21 protein-coding genes, 2 tRNA genes and 1 pseudogene are annotated in these 14574 nt (G+C 65.3%); 7 read left to right on the top strand and 17 right to left on the bottom strand.

The features are described from left to right. Positions 1-38: 38 nt before the first annotated feature. Genes DRB17_RS05510 through DRB17_RS19865 form a run of 4 tightly spaced genes read left to right on the top strand, consistent with a single transcriptional unit; the run spans position 39 to position 1758 of the window. Positions 39-1232 (top strand): LamG-like jellyroll fold domain-containing protein, encoded by a 1194-nt coding sequence (locus DRB17_RS05510; protein WP_114581195.1) that lies wholly within the window; start codon positions 39-41, stop codon positions 1230-1232. Then, entirely contained in the window at positions 1229-1399 is a 171-nt protein-coding gene (locus DRB17_RS20155; protein ID WP_153242359.1) for a hypothetical protein, read from the top strand. Before DRB17_RS05510 ends, DRB17_RS20155 begins: the two co-directional genes overlap by 4 nt. Further along, positions 1389-1598 (top strand): hypothetical protein, encoded by a 210-nt coding sequence (locus tag DRB17_RS05505; protein ID WP_114581194.1) that lies wholly within the window; start codon positions 1389-1391, stop codon positions 1596-1598. The genes DRB17_RS20155 and DRB17_RS05505 overlap by 11 nt, the downstream gene beginning before the upstream one ends. Further along, positions 1567-1758: a hypothetical protein gene (locus tag DRB17_RS19865; RefSeq protein ID WP_147274819.1), complete on the top strand. Its 192-nt coding sequence runs from the start codon at positions 1567-1569 to the stop codon at positions 1756-1758. The genes DRB17_RS05505 and DRB17_RS19865 overlap by 32 nt, the downstream gene beginning before the upstream one ends. A gap of 287 nt (positions 1759-2045) precedes the next feature. Here the strand turns inward: DRB17_RS19865 and DRB17_RS05500 are convergent, their stop codons facing one another. The 16 genes from DRB17_RS05500 to DRB17_RS05425 all read right to left on the bottom strand — a co-directional run bounded on the left by DRB17_RS05500 (position 2046) and on the right by DRB17_RS05425 (position 12004). After that, a complete protein-coding gene (locus DRB17_RS05500) occupies positions 2046-2300 on the bottom strand; it encodes a hypothetical protein (protein ID WP_114581193.1) in 255 nt (84 codons plus the stop codon). Between the two features lie 2 nt (positions 2301-2302). After that, positions 2303-2587, bottom strand: coding sequence for a hypothetical protein (locus tag DRB17_RS05495; protein ID WP_114581192.1), 285 nt, complete (start codon positions 2585-2587; stop codon positions 2303-2305). A gap of 2 nt (positions 2588-2589) precedes the next feature. Further along, positions 2590-3240: a hypothetical protein gene (locus DRB17_RS05490; RefSeq protein WP_114581191.1), complete on the bottom strand. Its 651-nt coding sequence runs from the start codon at positions 3238-3240 to the stop codon at positions 2590-2592. Between the two features lie 331 nt (positions 3241-3571). After that, positions 3572-3647, bottom strand: a tRNA-Phe gene (locus DRB17_RS05485). 148 nt (positions 3648-3795) lie between these two features. Then, the gene (locus tag DRB17_RS05480) at positions 3796-4017 is read right to left on the bottom strand and encodes a DNA gyrase inhibitor YacG (RefSeq protein ID WP_114581190.1); all 222 of its coding nucleotides are present in this window, start codon (positions 4015-4017) and stop codon (positions 3796-3798) included. Positions 4018-4024: 7 nt separating this feature from the next. Next, positions 4025-5182 (bottom strand): ribonuclease E/G, encoded by a 1158-nt coding sequence (locus tag DRB17_RS05475; RefSeq protein WP_114581189.1) that lies wholly within the window; start codon positions 5180-5182, stop codon positions 4025-4027. Continuing rightward, positions 5179-5784 (bottom strand): Maf family protein, encoded by a 606-nt coding sequence (locus tag DRB17_RS05470; protein ID WP_114581188.1) that lies wholly within the window; start codon positions 5782-5784, stop codon positions 5179-5181. The genes DRB17_RS05475 and DRB17_RS05470 overlap by 4 nt, the downstream gene beginning before the upstream one ends. A gap of 13 nt (positions 5785-5797) precedes the next feature. Continuing rightward, complete coding sequence (gene infA, locus DRB17_RS05465; protein WP_114581187.1) at positions 5798-6016, bottom strand: translation initiation factor IF-1; 219 nt, start codon at positions 6014-6016, stop codon at positions 5798-5800. Between the two features lie 144 nt (positions 6017-6160). Continuing rightward, positions 6161-6604 carry an arsenate reductase ArsC gene (locus DRB17_RS05460; RefSeq protein WP_114581186.1) on the bottom strand — a complete coding sequence of 148 codons (444 nt, stop codon included), beginning with the start codon at positions 6602-6604 and terminating at the stop codon, positions 6161-6163. A 14-nt stretch (positions 6605-6618) separates the two neighbouring features. After that, complete coding sequence (locus DRB17_RS05455) at positions 6619-7119, bottom strand: UPF0262 family protein (RefSeq protein WP_114581185.1); 501 nt, start codon at positions 7117-7119, stop codon at positions 6619-6621. Positions 7120-7144: 25 nt separating this feature from the next. Then, positions 7145-8449, bottom strand: coding sequence for a histidinol dehydrogenase (gene hisD, locus DRB17_RS05450; protein ID WP_114581184.1), 1305 nt, complete (start codon positions 8447-8449; stop codon positions 7145-7147). Continuing rightward, positions 8439-9101, bottom strand: coding sequence for an ATP phosphoribosyltransferase (gene hisG, locus DRB17_RS05445; RefSeq protein ID WP_114581183.1), 663 nt, complete (start codon positions 9099-9101; stop codon positions 8439-8441). The genes hisD and hisG overlap by 11 nt, the downstream gene beginning before the upstream one ends. Further along, complete coding sequence (locus DRB17_RS05440) at positions 9098-9661, bottom strand: DUF2948 family protein (protein ID WP_114581182.1); 564 nt, start codon at positions 9659-9661, stop codon at positions 9098-9100. The genes hisG and DRB17_RS05440 overlap by 4 nt, the downstream gene beginning before the upstream one ends. Before the next feature lie 8 nt (positions 9662-9669). Next, positions 9670-10956, bottom strand: a complete 1287-nt coding sequence (gene murA, locus DRB17_RS05435) for a UDP-N-acetylglucosamine 1-carboxyvinyltransferase (protein ID WP_114581181.1) — start codon at positions 10954-10956, stop codon at positions 9670-9672. 85 nt (positions 10957-11041) lie between these two features. Next, entirely contained in the window at positions 11042-11596 is a 555-nt protein-coding gene (gene dcd / locus DRB17_RS05430; RefSeq protein ID WP_114581180.1) for a dCTP deaminase, read from the bottom strand. Between the two features lie 207 nt (positions 11597-11803). Beyond that, a complete protein-coding gene (locus DRB17_RS05425) occupies positions 11804-12004 on the bottom strand; it encodes a hypothetical protein (protein WP_114581179.1) in 201 nt (66 codons plus the stop codon). Positions 12005-12203: 199 nt separating this feature from the next. Between DRB17_RS05425 and DRB17_RS05420 the strand changes: the two genes are divergently transcribed. Beyond that, positions 12204-12278: transfer RNA gene (locus DRB17_RS05420), tRNA-Thr, on the top strand. 244 nt (positions 12279-12522) lie between these two features. Continuing rightward, on the top strand, positions 12523-13134 hold the full coding sequence (locus DRB17_RS19860) for a hypothetical protein (protein ID WP_147274818.1): 612 nt from the start codon (positions 12523-12525) through the stop codon (positions 13132-13134). A gap of 216 nt (positions 13135-13350) precedes the next feature. Here DRB17_RS19860 and DRB17_RS05415 read toward each other — a convergent pair whose 3' ends face one another. Further along, positions 13351-14247, bottom strand: coding sequence for a homocysteine S-methyltransferase family protein (locus DRB17_RS05415; protein ID WP_114581178.1), 897 nt, complete (start codon positions 14245-14247; stop codon positions 13351-13353). A 219-nt stretch (positions 14248-14466) separates the two neighbouring features. On the opposite strand from DRB17_RS05415, the pseudogene DRB17_RS05410 reads away from it, so the two are divergent. Then, a pseudogene (locus tag DRB17_RS05410) lies at positions 14467-14574 on the top strand (transposase); the annotation flags it as partial.

Raw genomic sequence — 14574 nt, 5'->3', positions numbered from 1 at the left:
AGGGACACCCGCCGGGGCATGAACAAGGGGAGCCGGATATGGCGACCAGACGAAAGCTAATCTCAGGCGGCACAGGCTCCGGCACGGGGCTTGAGGCCACCATCGCGGGCATCGGCTCCGGCAGCCGGGCGACTCTCGCCTTCTGGGTGCGCAGGACCGGCAACGCCACGCTGGATACCATCTGGGCCTCGGACACGGGTGCCGACCAACTTTACACCTCCAGCGGCGACACGGGCGTTGATTTCATCTACCGGATCGGCGGCGACAACAGCGAGACGACCGCCGAACCGATGCAGACCAACACGTGGGTGCATGTCACTCTCCAATTTGGTGTGAACGCGGGAACCTCCTATTTCGACGCCTCCACCACGGATTCCGCCTTGTGGGTGAACGGAACCAAGGCGTTCGAGTTGAACGGCAGCGGCACCCTTGAGGTGGAGAGTTCGGGCACGCACTGGCTGCTACAGGATGACGGCGCCGATGGCGGCTTTCCTGGCGAGATGTTCGATGTCGTCTTCGTGGATGACATCTACGATCCGAGCGAATTGAACTACAGCGCGGCCGATGGCGGCTCGTGGAAAGACCTCGATGCCGGGGTGGGGTTCAGCACGTTCGGCTATCGGATCGACGGCCAAGACACGGGCACGGTCGGCGCCGACAGCAGCGGCAACAACAACGATTTCGCGCAATCGACCGGCGGCAGTGATGTCACCTTGTCCGATACCGACCTGCCGGCGGGGGCGAATCCGGCAACCGGCACAACGGTTGTCATGACGGGCGCGGGCGCAACGTCATCCGTCGCCAGCGTCAATATCGAGGTCGGGCAGTACCTGCGACCGTCGCAGGACGGCAACGCGGGCAACTGGTCGCCTTCGACCGGCTCCGACCTTTACGCGATGCTGGACGAAGCCAACCCCGATGATGGGGATTACATCGAGAGTAGCAATCTGCCGGCGAACGAGGTCACGCAAATCAAGCTCGGGGCTGCGGCCGATCCGGGCGTCAACACCGGCCACGTGATCCGCTATCGCTACGAGAAGACCGGCAGCGCGCAGATCGACCTGACGGTGCGGCTAACGCAGGGGCAGGGGGGAACCACGGTTGCGACGTGGAGCCATACCAACATCCCCACGTCGTGGACGGGTGCCGAGCAGACCCTGACCACGGGGGAAGCGGACAGCATCACCGACTATGCGGACCTGTGGCTTGAGTTCGAGGCCAACGCGCCATGAAGAACTATCGCAACGATGTCACCCCGGCACAGGCGGAGGAACGGCATCAAGCCTTCGCCATGCTCCTCCGCGCCGCCTGCCGGGCCGTCAACGAGCAAGGCCGTGGCGACAGCCTGCGAAGCCTGGAGGCCGCTGTGCGGCGTGTGACGGCGGCCTATGGCGAGTGATTCCACCATCCGGGCGCTGGCGATGCACGCGGCGCTCGTGACGGGCGGCGACCTCGGGGCCGTGGAGCGGGCGGAACGGTATGCGCGCTTGATCGCGGAGTATGCCGAGACAGGCGATTGCGCGGAACTGCGGCAGGCGACCGAGGCCACACGACAGGAGAACGCCGATGTTTGCCACATGTCAGTACATACCGGGTGACGCGCCGTTCGGCAGCGACGACTGCTGCAAATGCGGGAAGCCGGTATGGCGCGGCACGGCGTGGTGCCGGACGCACTACAAGCGGGTCTATCAGCGTCGTGAAGCCGCTCAGAAGCCGCAGGACGGGCACAACCCGGTCGAGGGCAGGGAAGCCGCCTGATGGAGCGAAAGCCGCTGTGTGGCAACGCACGGGCGGGCTGGCGACATGCGGTCGGCGGGGGCATGTCCTGTATATGCGGTTGCGGTTGCAAAAGCGGTATTGCCGCGCCCGCTGTGGTTTAAACTGGGACAAGCTGTCCCACCTGTGTCCCACCTCGCGCGCACGCGCGGGATGCGCCTTGCGAAAAACCACTGTGGGTGCCCACATCAGTTTGTCCCACCTCGCGCGCACGCGCGGGATGCGCCTCCCATGAAAAGCCCCGCCGCTACCTGCGACGGGGTTGTGTGCTACCTTGGTTGCTCTTGTTTCGTCGCGCTGTCGAACGCGGCCTCCCACTGTTCGACGGTCGCCTCCGTCTTGTCTTCGAGCATACCAGCGAGCCAGTTGAGGACTTCCATCTCCATTCTATCCGGCACATGCCTCCTCATCGTCAACTCGTCCAGCAACCACGCGATCCTGCGGATATCTCGCAGATCAGGCTCCATCTCGCTTAGGGCTTGAAAACTCTCCGACCGTGGATGGATCTGGTGCACTTCGCTCATCGTCACGCCCTCCCCGTCACGGATGCCGCTGCAAGCCCCGTGAACATGTTGCTTACGTCGCCTTCGATGACGTAATCGAGCGACTGGTTGTAGCGCCGCATGAATTCGAGAAACGGCTCGAACTTCTCATCCGTGTGCGGCTCCCCTCGCGCTTGGCCGCGCAAATAATCGAGGGCTTGCTCGGCAAGCTGGTGGTCGAACTTGAAGCCATCCGCGACATGACGGGTGGCCAAGGTGTTCACGATCACCTCAAGGCGTGCGAGGGCTGCATTCTTGTCGATAGCCATGACTACACCTCCCCGGCCGCACGCATGACGGCATCAAACACGCGGTCGACCAGACGGCCGCACACATCTGGGCACCAAGCCTCGAAGCCGTCGACCTCACGCCAGTGTTGCAGCACTTTGGCTTGAGCCGCAGCGCCGGCAGGGGAGTCTGCCGTGATGTCGGCCATTTGCCGCTCGATGTGCAGTCCTTCGGCCAACAAAGCGTCTTCGCGCGCCCGGAGGCGATGCTGGCCAGCGTCGGCCTGCCACTGGCGGCGGGCCTTCGCGCGCCCGTCGTAGATCGCCACGGCTGCTTGCCGGTCGCCCCGGTTCAGCGCGGCGTGGCTATCTTGCCGAATGCGATCCGAGTGGAGTTCTGGCGGCATCCCACCGTCGATCCGGTCGTATTCAGATTCGATCCGATCAACTTCGGCGTGGACGGCCGCGAACCGTCGCCACAGCGCCCACAGACGGGCATCGTTCGGCCCCGGCTGCCTACCGGCTGCCTTGCCGCGTTCATAGGCGTCCGCGACCAGTTCGTCGATCTTGGCCAGGACGAACTTACCCTTTTCGTTCAAGGCAGGCTTGGCAGCCTTGGCTGCGGGCACGGACGCGGCGATAGCGGCGGCCGCGCCGGAAACAAGGGCCGTGCGACGATTAACTTTCGTTATCATAAGAACCTCCCGTTGATGGGGTTGAGATATACCGACCCCGTTGGGAGGCACTGCGACTCGTGATATGTGAGTTTGCAGCCATGCCGCGCCTTCCAATCCAAGGCCGGTGTGGTTAGGGCCGTCAGGGTGCGCCAACACCCTGGCGGTCCGCTCATTGAACGCCCGCCGGGGCGCTCCTGTCAATTAAACCAATGTGAATGCCCGCCGGTACTGGAAAGTGCGGCGATTTTTCCAGGGTAACGGTGTTACCCCATTTGTTACCCCAGCGATGGATAGCAGAAAACGCGCCCTGCGGCGGCCGCTGATTTTATCGGTTTTTCAGGGGGGTAAGTGGTGCCCAGGGGCGGAATCGAACCACCGACACTGCGATTTTCAGTCGCATGCTCTACCAACTGAGCTACCTGGGCACGGGCCGTAACGACCGATGCGGGCCGCGTTGTAGTGGAAGCTGGCGCGCCTGTCCAGCCCCAACCTGCGCTTTGTTTCGATCAGTCCGGCAAGAGCCTTCCAAGCCGCCATGAACCGCGGCATGAGCGACGCCGCGAATTGCGGCCGTCAGGCTTCGTCGTCGCCGGGCCCGGCGCCCTCGGGGGCGGGCTCTTCGGTGGGCACGCGGTAGCTGCCGTTCAGCCATTTGCCCAGGTCCAGGTCCGCGCAGCGGCGGGAGCAAAACGGGCGATACTTCTCCGCTGCCGGCTTGCCGCACATGGGGCATGCCCCGCGCCCCGCCCGGCGCAGCGGCACGACCTCGGCTTCGTGCTTGGCGTCGTCGCTCATGACCAAATCATCCCAGCAGAATCTCATAGCTCTCGCGCGGCCGGGCCGGGTCCGCCCGGCAGGCGAACGGCCGGCCAAGCGTGCGTTCCGCGGCCGCGCGTGCCTCAGATGCCGCGCCCTCCAGCGCCGCCACGACCGAAGGCGCCGCCACCACCGAGACCGCCCGGCCCGGATTTGCCGCCGCCTCGCGGCAGACATCGCGCAGCAGTTCGAACGCCACCGTCATCGCCGTTTTTACATAACCACCGCCGCCGCGCCCGCAAGGTTCCGCCAGCAACTCGTGCAAGGGAATCCGCCCGCGCCGGCGACTCATTTCCACCAGCCCCGACGCGCGCATAGACCCCACATCGGCATCGGGCAGCGCCGCTTTCAGGGCGTCCGTCACTTGCTGCCGGGCAGACTTCTCCGCAAGCTCCAGGAAGTCGATGACGATCAGGCCCGAGAGCGCGCGCAATCCTATTTGCCGGGCGATCTCGGTCGCCGCCGCCATGTCGAGATCGAGTGCCATGCGCCCCGCCCCGCCCCGCGCTTCCCGCGCGCCGGCATCGACGTCGATGGCCGTCAGCGTCCTGACCGGCTCGATCCGCAGCAGGCCGCCGCCAGGCAGCGGAACCTCAGGGTCGAGAAGCGCATCCAGCTCCGCATCGAGCCCCTCGGCCGCGAAAAGCGGAACCGCCCCGGCGTACCCGGAAATGCGATCCGCCAAGCCGGGCAACCGCCTCTGCAAGCGGCCCCGCACCTCGATACCGTCCACCACGATCTCCGCCGGATCGTGCCGTTCCAGCAGCTCCGCCAGCGGATCGGCGGCGCGCAGCAGGCGCGGCGGCGCACCCTCGGCCGGGGGCGGCTCGGCAATCCGGGCCGTGACCTTGGCGCCCTTGTCCGGGGCCGGGGCGCGAACCACCTCGACGACGACGGAATCGCCCTGGTTCAGGCGCCCCTTCGCGGCGCGCTTGGGCAGCAAGGCCGGCCGCGCCAGCCCGATATCCACGAACGCCGCCTGCAAGCCGGGATCGAACGCCGTGACCCGGCCCAGATACTGGCCGCCAACCACCTCCGGCGTGTCATCACGCAGCACTAGGACGTCCAGCAGCGCGCCATCGGTGTCCAGCACCGCCGCGCGTGTCTCGCCGGGCCGCGCCTCGACCAGCGCGCGGGCGCTCATGGGTCGTATCCCAAACCTTCCAGCAGGTTTAGCGTTTCCACCACCGGAAGGCCCACGACATTGGCATAGGAGCCGTTGATCCAGGGAATGAACGCGGCGGCGCGGCCCTGGATCGCATAGCCGCCGGCCTTGTCGTGCCAGTCGCCACTGTCGAGGTAGCGCTGGATCTCGTCGGCGTGCAACCGCTTCATCTTGACCTGGGTGACGACCACGCGTTCGGCCATGCGCCCATCCGGGGCCAGAATGCAGACCCCGCCATAGACCCGGTGGCGGCCGCCGGAGAGCAGTTCCAGGCACTGCCTGGCGGTTTCCGCATCCGGTGGCTTCGGCAGGGTGCGCCGGCCGGCGGCCACGACGGTATCCGCCGCCAGGATGAAACAGCCCGGATGGCGCGGCGCGACGGCCCGTGCCTTGGCGCGCGCCAGGCGCCGTGCGTAGGATGCGGGGAGTTCCTGTTTTCGCGGAGTCTCGTCGACGTCGGCGGGATCGACTGCGTCCGGCTCGACCCCCACCTGGCGCAACAGATCGCGGCGACGCGGCGAGGCCGAGGCCAGGACAAGGCACCCCGCCCCTCTGCCGTCTTCGCGGACCGTCGTCGTCAAGCGGCGGCCCCGCTTACTTGTAACGGAATGTGATGCGGCCCTTGGTGAGATCGTAGGGCGTCATCTCGACATTCACGCGGTCGCCGGCCAAGACGCGAATACGGTTCTTGCGCATCTTGCCCGAGGTATGAGCCAGCACTTCATGCCCGTTGTCCAGCGCGACCCGGAACATGGCGTTGGGCAGAAGCTCCGTCACCGTGCCCTGGAACTCGATCAGATCTTCTTTCGACATACGCCTCTCGCGCGTCCCTCCTGATAAGCTTTGCCGCGCGCGGCCGCCGTTGCCGGGCCGCCGCGGCGCGGCGGGCGGATAATAATCGAACCCTGGAACAGGAACAAATGATGCGTTCGGCCTTCACCCAAATAGATGTCTTGCCTAGGGTGCGGGTTTCAAGTCGAGCGGGAAGCGCTCTTTCAAGCGCTTCAATATGCTGTCGCGAACCTGCCGATAGGCATCGAGGCGCATTTCGCGCGTACCCTCTATATGAGTCGGGTCCAACGTCGGCCAGAACTCGACGTCGCAGGCCATCGTCCGCGTCATCTCCACCGCCCGGTGCTGCGCCTCCGGCGAAAGCGAGACGATGAGGTCGTAAAAGGTATCCTCCAAGTCGTCGAAAGTCTTCGCCCGATGCCGCGAGAGATCAATGCCCATCTCCTCCATCACGGCGACGGCGAAGGGATCGATCTGGCCCGGATGGACGCCGACCGAATCCACATAGACCCGGTGGCCGAGCAGATGCTTCATCAGCCCCTCGGCAATCGCCGAGCGCACCGAGTTGTGGGTGCAACAGAACAGGATAGCTTCCGGAAGGTCGGGCATCGCGGCGTCTGGCTTCACGCTCGGATGTGGAGGACGCATATCAGCGTGAACAGTCGGCGCGCGGTGTCGAAGTCGATCTCCACCTTGTTCGCCAACCGGTCCTTCAACAGCTCCGAGCCTTCGTTGTGCAGGCCGCGCCGCCCCATGTCGATCGCTTCGATCCGCGACGGGCTGGCGGTCTTGATGGCTTCGAAATAGCTTTCGCAGACCGTAAAGTAGTCCTTGATGAGACGGCGGAAAGGCGACAGCGGAATGTTGACGGAGTTGAGCGGCGCGTCCTGTTCGTCGCGGATCTCCAGCACAAGCCGGTTTTCCTCCACGCGTAGATGCACGCTGAACGGCCCCTGGAAATCGCCGACCGGCTCGAAGGTGTTCTCCTCCAACAGGTCGTAGATCGCCACCGCGCGCTCGTGCTCCACATCCGGGCTGCGCCTGACCACGGTTTTCTCGTCGAGGGTGATGTTGACGATGCGGCCGCGCCCCGCGGCGCCCTGGTCGCTCGACTGCTCCGCCACCGCCGCCTACCCCGCTTGCCGCCGGCTATTCCCCGCCCCCGCCGGACAGGCGCAGGGCGACGGAAAGCGCGTGCGCGTCCAGTCCTTCCGCCTCGGCGAGGGTTACCGCCGCCGGCCCGATGGCCCGCAGGCCCTCCGGCGGGCAGTCCAGGAAGGTCGAACGCTTCATGAAGTCCAGCACCGACAGGCCCGAAGAGAACCGCGCGCTGCGCCCCGTCGGCAGGACATGGTTGGGGCCGCCCACGTAGTCGCCAATCACCTCCGGCGTAGTGCGGCCCAGGAAGATCGCGCCGGCATGAGAGATGCGAGCCATCAGCGCGTCCGGCTCGGCCACCGCCAGCTCCAGGTGCTCCGGCGCCACGCGGTCCACCAGGGCCGGCGCGTCGTCCAGGCTGGCGACGCGGATCACCGCGCCGTACTGTGCCCAGCTCCGCCCGGCGATCTCGCTGCGCGGCAGGCGCTGTAAATGGCTGTCCACGGCGCGCTGGACCGCCACGGCGAAGTCGCCGTCGTCGGTGATCAGGATCGCCTGCGCGTTGGCGTCGTGCTCGCTCTGCGCCAGCAGGTCGGCGGCGATAATGGCCGGGTCGTTCCGGCCGTCGGCCACCACCAGTACCTCCGACGGGCCGGCGATCATGTCGATGCCGACGGTGCCGAAGACCTGGCGCTTGGCGCTGGCGACATAGGCGTTGCCGGGGCCGACGATCTTGTCCACCGGCGCGATAGTCTCCGTGCCGTAGGCCAGCGCGCCCACCGCCTGCGCACCGCCGATGCGGTAAACCTCGTCGATGCCGGCGACGTCGGCGGCGGCCAGGACCAGCGGGTTCAACTTGCCATCCGGCGCCGGCACCACCATGACCACGCGCTCGACGCCGGCGACCTTGGCCGGCACCGCGTTCATCAGCACCGAGGAGGGATAGGCCGCCGTCCCACCGGGCACGTACAGCCCCGCCGCCTTGATCGGCGTCCAGCGGTGGCCCATGCGCACGCCCTGGGCGTCCCGGTAATCCAGGTCTTCCGGCTTCTGCAGGGCGTGAAACGCCTCGATCCGCTCGCGCGCGGTCTGCAGCGCGGCGACGGTGTCGGGATCGCAGCGCTCCACCGCGCCGCGCAGCTCCTCGCCGGTGACGCGCATGCCCTTGGGCGTCAGGCGGTGCCTGTCCAGCAGCTCGGTATATTCCAGGACAGCCGAATCGCCACGGTGGTAGACGTCCTTCAGGATTTCCGCCACGCGTCCGTCCACGTCCGCGCCGCTATCCCGGCGGACATTCAGGAAGTCGCGGAAGCGTTCCTCGAAGCCGTCCTCACGGGCATCCAGATCATACGGCATCGCCGGCCTCCCGGAATCGCTCGATCCAGTCGCCGACCTCGCGCGGGCGGGTTTTGAAGGCCGCCCGGTTGACGATCAGGCGAGAGGAGATATCGGCGATGTGGTCCACCTCGACAAGGTCGTTGGCGGCCAGCGTCTTGCCACTGGACACCAGGTCCACGATGCGCCGGCACAGCCCCAGCTTGGGCGCCAGCTCCATCGCGCCGTTCAGCTTGATGCACTCCGCCTGCACGCCGCGCGCGGCGAAGTGGCGGCGGGTGATGCCGGGATACTTGGTCGCCACCCGGATATGGCTCCAGCGCGAGGGGTCGTCGTCCTTCACCAGCGCCTTCGGCTCCGCCACCGCCAGCCGGCAGTGGCCGATGTCGAGGTCCACCGGCGCGTAAAGCTCGGGATAGTCGAACTCCATGATGACGTCGTTGCCGGCCACGCCCAGGTGCGCCGCGCCGAAGGCGACGAAGGTGGCGACGTCGAAGCTGCGCACCCGGATGATGTCGAGGCCCGGATGGTTGGTGGCGAAGCGAAGCTGGCGCGAGCGGCTGTCGTGGAAGGCGGCCTCCGGCTGAATATCCGCCTTCGCCAGGACCGGTTCGAGTTCGTCGAGGATGCGCCCCTTCGGCAGGGCAAGGACCAGGGTTTCGTTCGCGCTCACGGATCGCTGCTTTCGTTCTTCGTCTCGTCGGTGATGGCCACGCCGGCGTCGTCGTCCGCCCCGGAGGTGTCGTGGCTGGGCCGCCAGTGCGTCGGCCAGGGCTCGCCCAGGTCCTCCAGATGGCAGACGATGCGCCGGCCCTGCAACCTCACCGCCGCCTCGTGCGAGAATTCCAGGGTGATGCCCTCGCGGTCGGGGACGAGGGCCAGCATGTTCAGGATGCGGTCGGTGTTCGCCTTGCGGAAGCCGCGGTACTGCACGGCCTTCACGCGATCGAAGGTGATGCCGCAATGCACCCGCTCGTAAAGCGGCGCGTCCTCGAAGCGGGCGTCGCCGTCACGCTCCGGCGGCTCGGCGCGGACCTCGTCGGGCAGGTCGCCCAGCGGCGCCCGCGCCTCCCAGCGAAAGCGGTTGGCCACCATGACGAAGCGCTTCTCGCGCGGAAGCTGGGCCATGTCGCTGACAGGCACCAGCGCGTCCTGCAACACCGCCGAGAGGACCTGGAAGTCCTCCATGTCCTTCGCCCGCAGCTTGAGGCGCTCGCTACCCGGCCTTGCCATCGTCCAGCCTAGTCCCCACGGATCCGCTCGATTCCCGCGCCGCAGCCGCAGAGCTTCTCTTCCAGCCGCTCATAGCCGCGGTCCAGGTGATAAACCCGGTTGACCACGGTTTCGCCTTCCGCCGCAAGCCCCGCAATGACGAGGCTGGCGCTGGCGCGCAGGTCACTTGCCATCACCGGCGCGCCGCGCAGGGCCGACTGGCCGCGCACCACCGCCGTCCTGCCGTCGATGGCGATGCTGGCGCCCATGCGGTGCAGCTCGGGTATGTGCATGAAGCGGTTCTCGAAGATGGTCTCGCAAATCCGCGATTCGCCGCGCGCGGTCGTCATCAGCGCGGTGAACTGCGCCTGCAGGTCGGTGGGGAAGCCCGGATAGGGGTCGGTCTCCACGTCGGTGCCCGTCAGCGGCCCGTTCTTGCGGCTGACGGTGAGCCCCCGGTTGCTTTCCACCACCTTCACCCCGGCCTCGTCCAGCTTCGCCAGCGCCGCGCGCAGATGCGCCGAGCGCGCGCCCAGAAGCTCGATCTCGCCGTCGGTGATGGCCGCCGCCATCGCATAGGTGCCAGTCTCGATCCGGTCGGGAATGACGGCATAGTCGGTGCCGTGCAGCCGCCCCACCCCGCGGATCGTCAGGGTGTCGCCGCCGATACCGTGGATGTCCGCACCCATCGCCACCAGGCATTCCGCCAGATCCGACACCTCCGGCTCGCGCGCGGCGTTGACCAGGCGTGTCTCCCCCTCGGCCAGGGTTGCGGCCATCAGCAGATTCTCCGTCGCGCCGACGGAAACCGTGGGGAACACCACCTCGCCGCCCTTCAGGCCGCCGGGCGCGCTGGCCTTGATGTAGCCGTCCGCCAGGTCGATGCGCGCGCCCAGCGCCTCCAGCCCGCGCAAGTGCAGGTCCACCGGCCGCGTGCCGATGGCGCAGCCGCCGGGCAGCGACACCTCGGCATGGCCCTGGCGCGCCAGCAGCGGACCCAGCACCAGCACGCTGGCCCGCATCTTGCGCACGAGGTCGTAGGAAGCGCGCGCGTTCTCGATCCGCCCGGCGCGCAGCTCCAGCACACGTCCCGCGCCGCCGTCGCCGGTCTCGCCGTTCATATGCAGCTCGACGCCGTGGTGGCTCAACACATTGGCCAGCGTGGCGATGTCGGCAAGGTGCGGCAGGTTGCTGAGCTTGACGGTCTCGTCGGTCAGCAGCGCCGCCGTCATCAGCGGCAGGGCCGCGTTCTTCGAGCCGCTGACGGCGATCTGCCCGTGGAGAGGGCGTCCCCCGATGATGCGAATACGATCCATGCGTCCCCTTGCGTCATCGACGCCTGCGTGATCGACGCCTGCGTCATCGACGGGGCCGCGCGCGGCGCCCCGCCCCTTTATGCCGCTACAGCCGCGGCAGCGTCACGCCGCGCTGGCCCATGTACTTGCCCTTGCGGTCCGCGTAGGACACCTCGGGCTCGCCCTCGCCCTTGAGGAAGAGGAACTGGCACACCCCCTCGTTGGCGTAGACCTTGGCCGGCAGCGGCGTCGTGTTGGAGAACTCCAGCGTCACGTGCCCCTCCCACTCGGGTTCCAGGGGCGTCACGTTCACGATGATGCCGCAGCGCGCGTAGGTCGACTTACCCAGGCAAACGACCAGCACGTCGCGCGGGATGCGGAAATACTCCACCGTGCTGGCCAGCATGAAGGAGTTCGGCGGGATGATGCAGTGATCCCCCTCGCGCACCACGAAGGACTGGTCGGAGAAGTGCTTGGGGTCGACGATGGCGTTGTCGACGTTCGTGAAGATATGGAACGTCGAGCCGACCCGCGCGTCGTAGCCATAGGACGAGACGCCGTAGGAGATCACCCCCTCGCGCGTCTGCTGCTCGACGAACGGCTCGATCATCCTCTCGGAGCGGGCCTTCTCGCGAATCCAGGTGTCGGGCATCACGGACATAGTAACAACGCGCTCCGGCTCAACGTTCGAACTCGTCTCGACTCGTCCTGCAAATCCCGCAAAGTGCCTTGCGCCACGGGCAGGGTGAAGTTAGCGCCGCTTTGTAATGGAACTGGCCGGAATGCGAAAGCCCCCGCGCCCCCGCGAGTCGCTGCCGGCAAGTCGGATTCGCGAGAACTTGTTCCCGCGTGCCGGTAACGGCCCGCTTCACTGCCCGCCCGTATCGCTGTCCCCCGTGTCGGCACAGCCCGTCCCATCGGCATCCGCGCGCGATTTGCGCCCGCGCTTCTGCGCCTTGCGCTTCCTCAGGTTCTCGCGCAGCGCACGCGCCTGCCGCGCCTGCCGGTCATCGGCCGGGGCGCCGGCCTTGCGGCCGCCCTCTGCGTTATCGTCCCGCTGCGTCGCCATCACAGGCGGAAAGCTGCGACGCCCGCACGGCAGGGTCAAGGCGAAACAACGGCAACCTTGCGACATCCCGCCCGCATCCCACATAGAGCCTGCCGGACAAGAAACCGCATGGCGATCCATTGCGTTTCCTGGAAGATACGCCGGACAACGGACTTGCCATCCGCGCCCCGCAGTGGCATGTTCCGCCCGCTTTCCCGGTGCCGCAGTAGCTCAGGGGTAGAGCACACCCTTGGTAAGGGTGGGGTCGGGTGTTCAAATCACCCCTGCGGCACCAGTTAATTTTCAAAAATTCATTTTCGAGCTGGGCAAACTAGACCTCGTCATGCGCAGCAACGTTCTCGCTAGCCCCCCACACATATGAATAGACCGCTGCCACTTGGAGCCCTTATCCATTTCTGGCAGCATGTTGGATTGAGTGACTCAACGAAGGCTTGTTGTCACCTGCCTGCGTTAATTCAGAGCAAGACTTGGCTGTGGTAAAGTTTCACAGATAAGTATAGTCATTAGAAAGAAAATTAATGGAAACTATAGACATTGCTGTTTTCATTGGGGGGCCTGTTGTTGGAGCAATTGTAGGCGCTATAGGAACCCATCTCGTCACAAAATCACATAGAGAAAACAAACAAATATCGTATATATTCGATCACCCATCTGGTATACTTGAACCCAAAGAAAATATAGGAGGAAAACTTGAAATAAAATATGGAGGTGAAAATATAAAGTCAGTATATTCACATCAAATAATGCTAAAGAACACTGGGAATGTTCCTATAGATATTGATGGAGCCAAAGTATCATATTTTGGTAGCGCAAGCATATTATCCACTCGAATATCAGATGCATCAGTGCCGCTACATAAGATAGAAGTTGATTGTGAAAATTATAACTATACGTTCTCTGTCAAATCGGATTTTTTGAATCCTGGAGATTATATAAATATAAAAATATTATTAAATGGAAAACCTACGGAATTTAATCCAGATTACAGAATGCGCGGATTAAAAGTGCGCGAAATTCGCAAATCTGAGGAGAATTCCTTAAAGTTTACACTTGAAATACTTTCCGATAAACCAAATACATTTGGTTTAACCTATTTATTATACCGTGTTATAGCTAGAATGCTCAAGTAGTTGTTTGCAGTTTTATTGTGATAAGAATTTTTCCGGACATATAGTGGTGGTGCTGACAGCACCCGACCGCACAAAGTCCAGGTACTGCCAACTTGTTGGAATGTGTCATAGGAATCCGACACGACAATGCCTAAATCGCATTTACTTCCTCGCCACAAACGTTTCCCGCCATTCAATACGCTAGCGACGTCGTATCCCCTCACACCACCACTACCTTCACCCCTCCCCCTTTAGCCGCCGCCCCAACTCCGCGATATGCGCCGGCCCGACCTCGCAGCAGCCGCCGACGATGGTGGCGCCCGCCGCGACCCATTTCAGGGCGTGCTCGGCATAGGCGGCGGGGTCGAGGTCGGTGCGGGCGGTGAGGGAGTCGACGGTGCCGCCGGGTTCCAGGGCGGCGACGGAGGTGAAGCCGTTGGCGTAGGCGCCGAAGGGGACGCCGGCTTCGGCCAGGGCGGGTATCGCGGCGGTGACGGCCTCGGGGATGGAGCAGTTGACGAGGACGGCGTGCGCCCCCGCCTCCACCGCCGCCCGCGCGGCCTCGGCCAGCGATTCACCCGAGCGCAGCCGCGTGCCGTCGCCGTCGTCCACGGTGAAGGATATCCACACCGGCTTGCCGCTTTCGGCGGCGGCGACGGCCGCGGCGCGCGCCTCGCGGATGCAGGACATCGTCTCACCCAGGAACAGGTCGACGCCCCCGGTCTGCGCGGCCACAATCCTGCGATAGCTGGCAAGGCAGGTATCGTCGTCGGGCGTCACGTCGGGGCGGTAGCTCGCCACCAGCGGCGGCAGGCAGCCGGCGATTCGCACGTCGTCCCGTCCGCTCTCCTCCCGCGCGGCGTGTGCGGCGGCCAGGGCGGCGGCCTGGAGGTCGTCGAACATCTCCGGGTTGCCGTCACGGGCCAGGCGCTGCGGCGTGACGCTGTAGGTATTGACTATGATGACCTTCGCGCCCGCCTCGATGTAGTCGCGGTGCGCGGCGGTGACGAGGTGCGGCTCCTCCATCATCACCTGCGCCGACCACAGGGGCGAGGCGGGTTTCGAGCTCCGCCGCCGCAACTCCTGCCCCATGCCGCCGTCGAGCAGAATCACCTCTCGTCCCGCAACCGTCATGATCTGGTCCCCGCTGGCCGTGAACGTGTTTCGCTATGCCTGTGTGGCTGCCCAAAGGGTGTTAGGCAAGCATGGATTTCGGCGGTCGTGGGGCGCGCCCTCCCCCTTGTGTCTTTGAATTGGTGCAGGCTGTGTGGTGCGAGAGGCCCTGTCATGACAGGGCCTCTCGCGGCGGACGGGAGCCCGTAGCCCCCTGGGCCGGAATGCCGTGACTGAGCCAGGCGCCAGGGCAAGGGCGGCGCGCGCTTCGGCTACAAGGCGCATGTCGGCGTCGACCAGGGCTCCGGCCTGATCCGCGCGGTCGTCACGACGCCGGCCAACGTCAAC

It is taken from the genome of Ferruginivarius sediminum (assembly GCF_003344765.1).
In the GTDB taxonomy this organism is placed as follows: Bacteria; Pseudomonadota; Alphaproteobacteria; order Kiloniellales; family Rhodovibrionaceae; genus Ferruginivarius; species Ferruginivarius sediminum.
The sequence above is the reverse complement of the archived record's forward strand: the minus strand, read 5'-3'. Positions and strand labels throughout refer to the sequence as shown.

What these genes read in the sequence shown, in the direction of transcription:
- DRB17_RS05510 (WP_114581195.1), top strand. Translation starts at nt 39, where the DNA reads ATGGCGACCAGACGAAAGCTAATCTCAGGCGGCACAGGCTCCGGCACG.
- DRB17_RS20155 (WP_153242359.1), top strand. Translation starts at nt 1,229, where the DNA reads ATGAAGAACTATCGCAACGATGTCACCCCGGCACAGGCGGAGGAACGG.
- DRB17_RS05505 (WP_114581194.1), top strand. Translation starts at nt 1,389, where the DNA reads ATGGCGAGTGATTCCACCATCCGGGCGCTGGCGATGCACGCGGCGCTC.
- DRB17_RS19865 (WP_147274819.1), top strand. Translation starts at nt 1,567, where the DNA reads ATGTTTGCCACATGTCAGTACATACCGGGTGACGCGCCGTTCGGCAGC.
- DRB17_RS05500 (WP_114581193.1), bottom strand. Translation starts at nt 2,300, where the DNA reads ATGAGCGAAGTGCACCAGATCCATCCACGGTCGGAGAGTTTTCAAGCC.
- DRB17_RS05495 (WP_114581192.1), bottom strand. Translation starts at nt 2,587, where the DNA reads ATGGCTATCGACAAGAATGCAGCCCTCGCACGCCTTGAGGTGATCGTG.
- DRB17_RS05490 (WP_114581191.1), bottom strand. Translation starts at nt 3,240, where the DNA reads ATGATAACGAAAGTTAATCGTCGCACGGCCCTTGTTTCCGGCGCGGCC.
- DRB17_RS05480 (WP_114581190.1), bottom strand. Translation starts at nt 4,017, where the DNA reads ATGAGCGACGACGCCAAGCACGAAGCCGAGGTCGTGCCGCTGCGCCGG.
- DRB17_RS05475 (WP_114581189.1), bottom strand. Translation starts at nt 5,182, where the DNA reads ATGAGCGCCCGCGCGCTGGTCGAGGCGCGGCCCGGCGAGACACGCGCG.
- infA (WP_114581187.1), bottom strand. Translation starts at nt 6,016, where the DNA reads ATGTCGAAAGAAGATCTGATCGAGTTCCAGGGCACGGTGACGGAGCTT.
- DRB17_RS05460 (WP_114581186.1), bottom strand. Translation starts at nt 6,604, where the DNA reads ATGCCCGACCTTCCGGAAGCTATCCTGTTCTGTTGCACCCACAACTCG.
- hisD (WP_114581184.1), bottom strand. Translation starts at nt 8,449, where the DNA reads ATGCCGTATGATCTGGATGCCCGTGAGGACGGCTTCGAGGAACGCTTC.
- DRB17_RS05440 (WP_114581182.1), bottom strand. Translation starts at nt 9,661, where the DNA reads ATGGCAAGGCCGGGTAGCGAGCGCCTCAAGCTGCGGGCGAAGGACATG.
- murA (WP_114581181.1), bottom strand. Translation starts at nt 10,956, where the DNA reads ATGGATCGTATTCGCATCATCGGGGGACGCCCTCTCCACGGGCAGATC.
- dcd (WP_114581180.1), bottom strand. Translation starts at nt 11,596, where the DNA reads ATGTCCGTGATGCCCGACACCTGGATTCGCGAGAAGGCCCGCTCCGAG.
- DRB17_RS05425 (WP_114581179.1), bottom strand. Translation starts at nt 12,004, where the DNA reads ATGGCGACGCAGCGGGACGATAACGCAGAGGGCGGCCGCAAGGCCGGC.
- DRB17_RS19860 (WP_147274818.1), top strand. Translation starts at nt 12,523, where the DNA reads ATGGAAACTATAGACATTGCTGTTTTCATTGGGGGGCCTGTTGTTGGA.
- DRB17_RS05415 (WP_114581178.1), bottom strand. Translation starts at nt 14,247, where the DNA reads ATGACGGTTGCGGGACGAGAGGTGATTCTGCTCGACGGCGGCATGGGG.